The sequence below is a fragment of the Laspinema sp. D2d genome (assembly GCF_025370755.1).
Lineage (GTDB): Bacteria > Cyanobacteriota > Cyanobacteriia > Cyanobacteriales > Laspinemataceae > Laspinema.
In genome coordinates, this window is the sequence record NZ_JAMXFC010000012.1 from 34,991 (window position 1) to 45,667 (window position 10,677).

The 10,677-nt window shown below is 45.8% G+C and carries 7 protein-coding genes; 4 read left to right on the forward strand and 3 right to left on the reverse strand.

The genetic code is table 11. The features are described 5' to 3' along the window. Nucleotides 1-2 precede the first annotated feature (2 nt). Entirely contained in the window at nucleotides 3-875 is an 873-nt protein-coding gene (locus NG796_RS10505; protein ID WP_261206530.1) for a calcium-binding protein, read from the reverse strand. A 389-nt stretch (nucleotides 876-1,264) separates the two neighbouring features. Between NG796_RS10505 and hemL the strand changes: the two genes are divergently transcribed. The 4 genes from hemL (at nucleotide 1,265) to NG796_RS10525 (ending at nucleotide 5,694) form a co-directional block, all read left to right on the forward strand. Then, entirely contained in the window at nucleotides 1,265-2,563 is a 1,299-nt protein-coding gene (hemL, locus tag NG796_RS10510) for a glutamate-1-semialdehyde 2,1-aminomutase (RefSeq protein ID WP_261206532.1), read from the forward strand. A 177-nt stretch (nucleotides 2,564-2,740) separates the two neighbouring features. After that, a complete protein-coding gene (locus NG796_RS10515) occupies nucleotides 2,741-3,358 on the forward strand; it encodes a YybH family protein (RefSeq protein ID WP_261206534.1) in 618 nt (205 codons plus the stop codon). Nucleotides 3,359-3,553: 195 nt separating this feature from the next. Then, nucleotides 3,554-5,266: an N-acyl-D-amino-acid deacylase family protein gene (locus tag NG796_RS10520; RefSeq protein WP_261206536.1), complete on the forward strand. Its 1,713-nt coding sequence runs from the start codon at nucleotides 3,554-3,556 to the stop codon at nucleotides 5,264-5,266. 17 nt (nucleotides 5,267-5,283) lie between these two features. Continuing rightward, a complete protein-coding gene (locus NG796_RS10525) occupies nucleotides 5,284-5,694 on the forward strand; it encodes a DUF962 domain-containing protein (RefSeq protein WP_261206538.1) in 411 nt (136 codons plus the stop codon). Between the two features lie 10 nt (nucleotides 5,695-5,704). Here NG796_RS10525 and NG796_RS10530 read toward each other — a convergent pair whose 3' ends face one another. Further along, nucleotides 5,705-6,850, reverse strand: coding sequence for a response regulator (locus NG796_RS10530; RefSeq protein WP_261206539.1), 1,146 nt, complete (start codon nucleotides 6,848-6,850; stop codon nucleotides 5,705-5,707). Next, the gene (locus NG796_RS10535; protein ID WP_261206541.1) at nucleotides 6,847-10,596 is read right to left on the reverse strand and encodes a PAS domain S-box protein; all 3,750 of its coding nucleotides are present in this window, start codon (nucleotides 10,594-10,596) and stop codon (nucleotides 6,847-6,849) included. Before NG796_RS10535 ends, NG796_RS10530 begins: the two co-directional genes overlap by 4 nt. Nucleotides 10,597-10,677 lie beyond the last annotated feature (81 nt).

A 10,677-nucleotide genomic window follows, 5' to 3' on the forward strand; every position in this document is an offset into this window, starting at 1 on the left:
AGTTATGTAAACTTAACATCTTTGATTTTCTGACTCCAAGCATCACCGTAATGCTGAACTTCTAAAAAATTTGCATTTTGCGGCGCAGGCTTGTAAACTCGAAAAGTTCGGGCAATGCCCAAAGTCGCTGCACTTTCCAAGGGTCCAAAAAAGCGCGAATCCTGGTCCAAAAAGTACGGTTGATTGGCCCATTGTTCCATTTGATGCCGATTCAGAAAAAAACAGCCCGAATGGGGATTTTCTGCCCGCTTAATGGTAATCGGTTGACCCAGAACTTTACCCGTTAGCACTAGATTATCACTAAAATAGTGAGCAAAATTATCTTGTTTGCCCGTTTTAAATTCTAACTCGGGGTCAATGTAAAATTTTTTAACTGGCTGTTTTTTCACCCGTTCAAAGCGATTGGGTTGTAGCACAGCATGATTGCCGATGTAACCCGTAAACCAGGATAATTTTTGAAAAAAATCCGGGTCACTTAAAATAATATCATCTTCTAAATAACAATAATAATCATAGCGGCCTAACTGTTGTTTTAATACCCCGTGACATTCAAACCCCAACAACATGGGATGACAAGCAAAAGACTGATGGGTATAGGAATCCGCAGTCACCGGCAATTGTTCCAGCAGATGTAACCCTTGAGTCGTGCAGATGATAATCGAGAGTTCTACAGAAGTTTCCCCATTTGCCGGGAGGGTATATAACTGCTGATTGTACTGAAAATAGAACTGCGATCGCTGATTATAAGTACCCTGTAACGATTCAATGCACTGAGTCAGGGCTTGAATCCTAGGCTGGGAGTCTGGGCTTAACGATGCATAACCGCCCCCTCCATTGGGATTGAAAACATGAGGAATGGTCACTAAAACCCGCATAGTCGCTGTCTGTAAAACTCTGTTAACACTGGGTAATCAGATTTCTGGGTAGGGAGGAGATCAAGGGGAGAAGAAAACGGATTTCATCGCCCCAATTGGGTGAAAAGCCGATAAAGATTGTGTCAATAAACCCAGTTTCTAACCGCTCTCTAGCGAGGTTAAATCCGTTGATCATAAAACCCCCAGCAAGAGGCTTGCACTACAAGACTATCAGCCTTGGAGCCCTTGTCAGAATGATTTAGACTCGCGTTAAGAGCGCACTAGCCCTCGGGACTGCGATCGGGGTAGGATTAAACATTATAACTTGGACGCTCCTCTTAAACACTTCCCACCCAAAAGCCGTATTCTAAACAAAGTCAACCGTTAAGCCTCTGGCAAAGGAGACCCCTTTGGTTACAACTACCTTCAATACCACAAAATCCGAAGAAATTTTCGCAGCCGCCCAAAAACTGATGCCCGGAGGGGTCAGTTCTCCCGTGCGTGCCTTCAAATCCGTAGGGGGACAACCCATCGTTTTTGATAGAGTCGAAGGCGCGTATGTTTGGGACGTAGACGGAAACCACTACATCGACTATGTGGGAACTTGGGGACCCGCCATCTGTGGACACGCGCATCCCGAAGTAATTGCGGCCCTCCATGATGCCTTAAATAAAGGGACTAGCTTTGGTGCACCCTGTTACCAAGAGAACGTCCTCGCTGAAATGGTGATTGATGCGGTTCCCTGCATCGAAATGGTGAGATTTGTCAACTCGGGAACCGAAGCTTGTATGGCGGTTTTACGCCTGATGCGTGCCTTCACCGGACGAGAGAAATTAATCAAATTTGAAGGCTGTTATCACGGGCACGCCGATATGTTCCTGGTGAAAGCGGGTTCCGGCGTTGCCACCTTGGGACTGCCCGACTCTCCCGGCGTTCCCAAATCCACCACCGCCAATACCCTCACCGCACCTTACAACGACTTAGAAGCGGTTAAAACCTTATTTGCGCAAAATCCTGGGGAGATTGCGGGGGTAATTTTAGAACCCGTTGTCGGCAATGCGGGATTTATTCCCCCCGATGCTGGATTCCTCGAAGGATTGCGGGTCCTCACTCAGGAACATGGTGCATTACTGGTGTTTGATGAAGTCATGACGGGATTCCGGATTGCATATGGTGGTGCCCAGGAAAAATTCGGCGTCACCCCTGACTTAACTACCTTGGGTAAAGTGATTGGCGGGGGATTACCCGTAGGGGCTTATGGTGGACGCCGCGACATCATGGAAATGGTGGCCCCCGCTGGTCCAATGTATCAAGCCGGGACCCTTTCAGGAAATCCGTTAGCCATGACGGCAGGAATTAAAACCCTAGAATTGCTCAACAAACCCGGAACTTACGAGTATCTGGACAAGGTTACCCAAAAGTTGAGCGAGGGACTGCTGAAAATTGCTAAAGAAACGGGCAATGAAGCTTGTGGCGGTCAAATTAGCGCGATGTTTGGCTTATTTTTCAATCCCGGACCTGTGCATAGTTATGAAGATGCCAAAAAATCCGACTTGAGCAAATTTGCCCGCTTCCATCGTGGAATGTTAGAACGGGGAGTTTATTTAGCGCCTTCTCAATTTGAAGCCGGATTTACCTCGTTGGCTCATACGGATGAAGATATTGATCGCACCTTGGCGATCGCCCATGAGGTCATGTCTAGTCTATAGCTAATCCCACCCAACCGGATTTTCTCTAGCCGTTGAGAATCAAGACAATCAGGATGAGTAAACGTCCTGATTGTCTTGATTCTCATTGTCTTTTTTTTGTGTTAATTTATAGCAAATTTCAATTTCCTGGACTGGAACACTAAAGATAACCATTACTCACTTAAAACAGCAAACTCCATGAAAACCCCACAACAGCCACGCCAATTCCGAGGCAGTTCGCTTTTTTGGTCTGCATTACTGACCCTCCCCATCGCCTTCACCCTGCCGGAATCTGCCTTGGGACAACCCGTGAATGAACAGGAACTCCAAAACATTCTCGAAACCCGACAGATTGCTCTCGATGCCTTAAATAACCGGGATTTTACCAGTATTCAACCCTATCTACATCCCGCTTTTACGATTACAACGGTAGATAACCAGGTGTTTCATACCGTCAGCGAATTTGAAACCTATTGGAATGAACAATTTAACGGACCGATTGAACGGCTGACCATGAGTTTGGAAGGAGAAACCATCCGAACTTTTTTATCTCCCCAAATAGAAGTCGCCTCGGGAGAAGCTCTCTCTACCTTTTATTTCCGAGATGGAAACGAGGAAACAATGCCCCTGCGCTGGACTGCGGTTCTCCAAAAAGTGCAGAATACCTGGACTATTCAATCCCTCCATTTTTCCGCTAATTTATTAGATAATCCCGTTTTAAACTACACTGAAAAACGAGGGAATTTGATGGCAGTTGGAACCTCAGTGGCGGGAGTTTTAGTGGGGGCTCTGTTGATGTTTGTACTCCGGCGGTAAAGGGCATTATTAACTCATTATACTCCTGACGTGGTTTAAGCTCCTCGTGACGCGCTTAAGCCACATCACAAGACACTCATTTAAGGGCGATTGACGCGGTATCTAGCGGTGGCGATAAACCCGACTAATCACACGTGAGTTTTTTACTTACACAACCCTAAGCAAGGCATTTTTTATTTCAAATATTCTAAAAATATGCTAGATTTATTAATTAAAAATGGCTTAATTTTTAATGGATTAGGTTCCCCTCCAGTTCGGGGAGAAATTGGAATTAAACAGGGTCAAATAGTCGCTATTTCCCCTCATCTTTCCCTAGAGGTGGCTCAAGTCGTTGATGCCTCGGGACTGTGGGTCACTCCTGGATTTATTGATATTCATACCCACTATGATTTAGAGCTAGAAATTGCCCCGGGATTGAGTGAATCGGTTCGGCATGGGGTTACCACTGTGGTGATTGGCAATTGTAGTTTATCCGTGGCGGTGGGGGAAGCGCCAATGTTGGCGGATATTTTTCAGCGGGTTGAAACTTTGTCCTATCGCTTGATTGCAAAATGGTTAAACCAGTCTATGTCTTGGCAAACTCCCGGGGAATATTTGCACCATTTACAACAGTTACCCCTCGGTCCTAATGTTGCCCCCATGTTAGGACATAGTGCGGTTCGTGCTCATGTGATGGGATTGGAACGGAGTCTAACGGTTGACCCCACAACAGCCGAACTTAACCAGATAGAACAAATCGCTGAATTGGCTTTAGAAAATGGATTTATTGGCATTTCTATTGATATGTTTCCCTGGCATCGCATGAGCGGAAAATGGCGGGGTTGTACCATTCCTTCCCAACACGCTAAACTTCCGGAATATGCTCGATTGGCTGCGCTATGTCGGCAACGGGACCGGGTATTTCAAGTCACCCCAAATTTACAGCGGTTGGCTTCTTTTTTAGATATTATTGCCCTGGGTTCTGGCATCGGTCAACCGCCTTTACGGTTGACGGTTCTCTCGGCATTAGATGCGGTGCATAATCGGCAGATGTGGCGGATATTTTCTCCCCTGTTATGGATTTGGAATCGCCTTTTGCGGGGGAATGTGCGCTTTCAAACTTTGACGGAACCGTTTACGATTTATTCTGATGGTCCGGTTACGCCTTTATTTGAGGAATTCTCCACGGGTGCACAATTGAATAGTTGTGATTCCAGACAGGAACGGCAGGAGTTATGGGCATCGGAAACCTTTAGAGATCAATTTCGGAAAGACTGGTTAAATGGGTGGCGCAAATCCTTTCACCGGGACTTGAATTTGATGGAAATTTTAAACTGTCCCGAACCGAGTTGGCAGGGGTTGAGTTTTGCGGCTGTTGCGGAAAAAATGCAGCGGGATCCGGTGGATTTGTTTATGGATTTGTTGCAGGGTTATGATACAGATTTACGCTGGGTGGCGACGGGTGCAAACGATCGCCTAGAACCTCGGTTAGCGATGATGAAACATCCGGATATTTTGCCTGGGTTTACCGATGCCGGTGCTCATGTTAGGAATTTGGGTTATTATGATGGGGCTTTATCGTTATTAAAACAAGCGGTAACGACCCATTTTATGACTCCAGAGGCAGCAATTCATCGGGTGACGGGAGAACCAGCGCAGTGGTTTCGCCTGGATGCGGGGGTGTTGAAAGTGGGGGCAAAAGCGGATTTGGTGTTATTGAATCCCCAGGGGTTGAATCAGGCGATCGCCCCTCAAGTGGAAATATTCGACCCGATTTTAGATGGGGAACCTCGGATGGTGAAGCGGGGTTCTGATGAAATTATTCACACTGTATATATCAAGGGGGTTCCGGTGGTGTCTCAGGGGCAAGTGAGTCCTCGTCTCGGTTCTGAACCCCTGGGAACAGTGTTGTTTCCGGTGGTGGAATGAGGGGAGGAATGGATTAGATGAAGGGGGATCAGGGAAAACAAGGGAAAGTGAGAGATAATCAGAGCGATCGCCTAGAGGATGTTCCCTTTACCGAGTATTGGGATATTTTTCTGCTTAAACATCAACATCCCATGAATGTGGCATTGCACGTTGTGGGGATTTTTATTTTTTATGGGTTACTCTTTGCCTCCTGGGGGTTTCAGAATGCATGGATCTTGTTGGGGTTACCCCTGACGCAGTTGACGGGATTAATGGGTCATTTTTGGTTTGAACGCAGTGAGATAGAACTCCGGGATGCTGTGTTTTCCTGGCGGGCGTCTTTCTGTTTGGGTCGAATGTTATGGCGCATTTTATTGGGTAAGTATAAAGAGGATGTACGACAACGGGTTGAACGGTTTGGGGACAGCTTTAGAAGGATAACGAGTTGATGTTTTAGGGTTAAGCGAGACTGGGGAGGGTGAGGGTAAAGAAAAAAGTAGTGCCGGTATTGAGGTGCGAGTCTAGCCAAATGCGTCCCCCATGTCCTTCTACAATTTTTTTGCACAGACTCATCCCAATGCCGGTACCGGGATATTTATTATAAGCATGAATACGTTTGAATATTTCAAACACTAGGGGATAATCTTCTTCGGCGATGCCAATGCCATTATCTTGAATTTTAAATTCAGCAAAATTATTAGGTTTAAGGGTGAGAGAAATATTAATTTGCGGAATCTCTTGGGGACGGCGAAACTTAATGGCATTACTGAGGATATTTTGAAAAAGCTGGATCAGTTGGGTGCGATCGCCAAGGACGATGGGGAGGGGTTCGTGGGTGATACAAGCGCCACTGCCGTTGATATCTTCTTGTAAATTGGCTAAGGCTTCGCCTAAGATGACTTCGCAATCAATGAGTTGTAGTTCTGCTTTACCGACTCGGACCCGGGAATAAGAAAGTAAATCCTGAATGAGTTGATTCATCCGCTGAGTGGCTTTAGAAATTTCACTCAGATAATGCTCTCCTTTTTCATCGAGTAAGCTATCATATTTCCATAATAACATATCGGCATAGCCCATAATTAATTGTAAGGGAGATTGCAAATCATGGGAAGCCACCCCGGCAAATTGCTCTAATTCAGCATTGGATCTTTGTAATTCCTCATTCAGGGTTTGTAACTCTTTATTTTTTTGGATGAGTTGGTGTTGCAGACGCTCGATAGTGAGTTGTTTATGGATGCGCGCCAGGACTTCTTCGGTTTGAAAGGGCTTGGTAATGTAGTCGGCCCCACCGGCACGAAAGGCTTTGACTTTGGCGGTAATATCATCCAGTGCACTGAGGAAAATTACCGGAACTTTGCAGGTGAGGGGGTCTGCCTGGAGGGATTCGCAGACTTCATACCCGTTTAAATCCGGCATCATGATATCTAATAAAATCAAATCCGGGACCACTTTTTGACAGGTGTCTAATGCCATTTTTCCATTTAACGCTTTGCGGATGTTATATCCTTTATTCAGGAGCATGGAGGACAGAACTCGTAAATTATCGGGTTGATCATCCACAATTAAAATAACCGGCTTATTAATATCTTCTGAAAAGGGAATCATAACTCCTCCGAGTAGGTTAAATGCATAATTTGATGGAATTGAAAATTTTCGGCTAACTTGCTTAATGCCTGACCGAGAGGCTCAAACTCGGGAGGCATTTCTTCGATTAATTCTAAAATCATGTCATCGCTGCATTGAGCAGCGGCGTCATAAATTTGCTCTAGCCATTGCGTTGGCATTTGGTCTAAATAAGATTTGAGTTGAGCCGGTGAGATATCATCAGCTTCAGTCGGTTGTTTTAACCGTTGCGAGGCTGGAATATCGGTGGTATAAATATAGCCTGCATTCAAATGGTATCCGATTTTTTCTAACAGTTCCTCTTTTTCTAAAGGTTTGCGTAGAAAGTCATCACATCCTGCTGCAAATACCGCCGATCGGTCCTCTTCAAAGACGCTGGCGGTAAGGGCTAAAATAGCGGGTTTCTGACTTCCGGCGGTGGCTTTAATTTGTTTGGTGGCTTCATAGCCATCCATGACGGGCATTCGGATATCCATTAAAATTAAATCAGGCTGCCACTCTAACCATTGCGCGATCGCCTCTTGTCCATTTTCAGCTTCACACACTTCAAATCCGATATTACCCAGGAGTTTGACCAGCAACAACCGACTTTCTAACATATCATCCACAACGAGGATACGTTTACTCGATTGATTCGGGGCTAAGGCAATCACTGAACCCTTAGATTGAGTCTGGGGAACATCACTAGGACTCACCTGTTCGATCTGAATTTCAAAGATAAAGTTACTGCCAACTCCTACCACGCTACTCACTTGAATATCACCCCCCATCATGCGTACAAATTGACGACTAATGGGTAACCCTAATCCCGTTCCTTGGCCGGATTTGCGTCCTGTTTCTGTTTGCCCAAAACTTTCAAAAATGAGGTTCATGTCTTCCAGTGCAATTCCTGCGCCGGTATCTTCGACTTCAAACTGGAGAAAGCAAGCACCGGAATTCCCCTGATTCACCGATTCAAACTCTCCACTGCTGCGATGAACGCGCAAGGTGATAGAACCCGTTTGGGTAAATTTAATGGCGTTCCCCAAAATGTTAATTAATACTTGCCGCAATTTGGCTTGATCGGCGCGGACGTACAGGGGAACATCTGGATCAATTTCGGTGAGCAATAGCAAATTTTTTTCATGGGCTTTAAACCGCAACATATCTTCTAAATCGCGCAGCATCTGCCCGAGATCAAAGGGTTCGGTTTTTAACGTTGTTCTCCCCGCTTCAATTTTAGACATTTCTAAAATGTCATTAATTAGTTCCAGTAAGTGAGAACCCGCACGATTGATAATTTCTATTTGTTGTTGGTGTTCCGGTTGGAGGGAAGGGTCTCCAGCCATCACCTGCGCAAAGCCGAGGATCGCATTGAGTGGGGTTCTCAATTCATGGCTCATATTGGCGAGAAATTCACTTTTGGCATGGTTAGCCATTTGTGCGGCGATCGCCGCTTGTTTGAGGGCTTCTTCGGCTTGTTTGCGATCGCTGATATCGCTGCCAATGCCTAGAAATCCAGTAATCTGACCCATCGCATCTTCTAAGGCGGTGATGGAAAGCCACACCGGGAAGCGAGAACGATCCTTGCGCAGGTAGGTCCATTCGCGGATATCCGGGACCCCCTGACGGGCTTTGGCAACGATCGCATCAAATCCGGGCGCTATGGGATAGCCGAGTTCCGTGGTTAAGCTGTTAGCACGTTCCTGAAGTTCCTCCCAGGTGTGGAGGATCACAACATTGGCTTGAGTGGTGACTTCTTGAGCCTTATAACCGAGTAATCGTTCCGCCGCCGCATTGAAGGTGAGAATTGTGCCTTGGGGGTCTGTGGCAATGATTGTATGATCGGCACTGTTGAGAATGGCGCGTTGCAGGCGGTTAGTTTCAATCAGTTTGGCTTGGGTTTGTTTAAGCTGGGTAATATTGCTGGCGGTGCCTGTAATCCCAATGATAAAATCGGCTTCATCCCGTAAGGGAATCGCATTGAGCATCATGTAAATCGGCATTCCCGATTGAGTAACATGAATCGTTTCATATTGAGAAATGTTTTGTTTTTCCAGGAGAATTTGGCGGAAAAATTCCTGGTCCTGACTCCAGCGACTCCGATGAATCAAATCCATAAAGGGTCGCCCGATCACCTCTGCCGGAGTATAGCCATAAATGTCTCGAACTGCCGCATTCACAAAGGTAATTTTTCCTTGGGTATCGAGAGTCCAAATTAAGTCTTGGGAGGTTTCAACCAAGTTGCGATATTTGCTTTCGCTGCTTTTTAGGGCAGTTTCTGTTAAAATTCGGGCGTTAATTTCTTGTTGAAGTTGCTGGTTTTGTTGGTTGAGTTTGGCCCGGGCTTGTTTTTCCCGTTTCAGAAAATTGGCTTGAGCGATCGCAATGCCCACTTGAGCCGCAATGGTTTCAATTAGTTCAATGTCTCCGCTACTCCAGTCCCGGGGGCGATCGCACTGATGCAAGACTAACGCCCCATTCGGGTTTCCTTTATAGGAGGTTCGCACTAACAGCATGGATTTGACCTCAAACTGAGGATATCCCGCCAAAAGAGGCTGAAATAAAGGATCGGTTTCTAGGTCATTAATAGCGACAGCGCGATCGCTTTGTAAAAATTTTTCGGTGTAGAGAGTTTGATCCAGGGGCAGTTCCAACTCCGAGTTCCATTGATACTCCTCAGCTACGGCAAAAGCAGCCACTTGCAAAGGGGGAGTTCGGGTTTCTAAGTAGGTATGAATTTCAGTGCAACTGACCCCAAAGGCATCTCTAATTTCTTGGGCGGCAGTATCCAGCAGTTTTTCGAGTTGTAATTCCGAGCGAATTTTTTCGGTGATGCCTCGGAGGAGTTCGCTCCGCACTAATTGGTTTTGTAACTGAATTTTGACCTGTTTGCGAGTGGTAATATCTAAAACAGTGCCAAAGAGTTGACTCGGTTTGCCATTAAGGTCGAGAATCACTTCTCCTTTCGCCTCTACATAGCGAATTTCTCCGTCAGTTCGCTGGATTCGCACCTCCATTTGATAGGAACTTCCTGTGATGATCGCCTGCTTTAACGTTTTAGAAACCTGGCTCCGGTCCTGGGGATGAATGGTTTTTAATATTTCGTTATAGCTGGGTTTAACTTGATATTTAATCCCCAAAACCCCAAACATTTCATCAGACAGGATTAAATGCCGGGTCAACCAGTTTAATTCCCAGTTACCGACTCCGGCTACTCGTTGGGCGGTGGCTAATGACCTTTGACTTTTTTGTAATGAAAGAATTAATCGATCTTTTTCCCGTTCCGCCGCATTCCGTTGCTGAATTTCCCAACTGAGTTGAAAGTTTCGCTCTCTTAATTCCTTCTCTAATTGTTGCAGTTTAACTTGATGCTCAACTCGGACTAAAACTTCGGCTTCCTGAAACGGTTTGGTAATATAATCGGATCCGCCCACGGCGAATCCTCTAACTTTATCAAACGGTTCATATAAAGCGCTGATAAAAATAATCGGAATATGGCGGGTTTCCTCTTGGGATTTAAGCTTTTTACACACTTCATATCCATTGATGTCCGGCATCATGATGTCGAGTAAAATGATGTCGGGAGTGTTGACATCCACGGCCTGAAGTGCTAATACGCCATTGGGTGCAGCGCGGACTTTATATCCATGACCCGACAGTAAATCCACTAACAGTTTTAAGTTAGCCACCGTGTCATCAACAACCAGGACTTCACCTTTATAAGACCGCTCTCCCTCTGTTTTCATTCGTGAATACCTCGCCGATACAATCAAGATGGAAAATGGGTGGAAACTCGAAATCCCGGGTCTAGGCAGTTGGAGAATTCT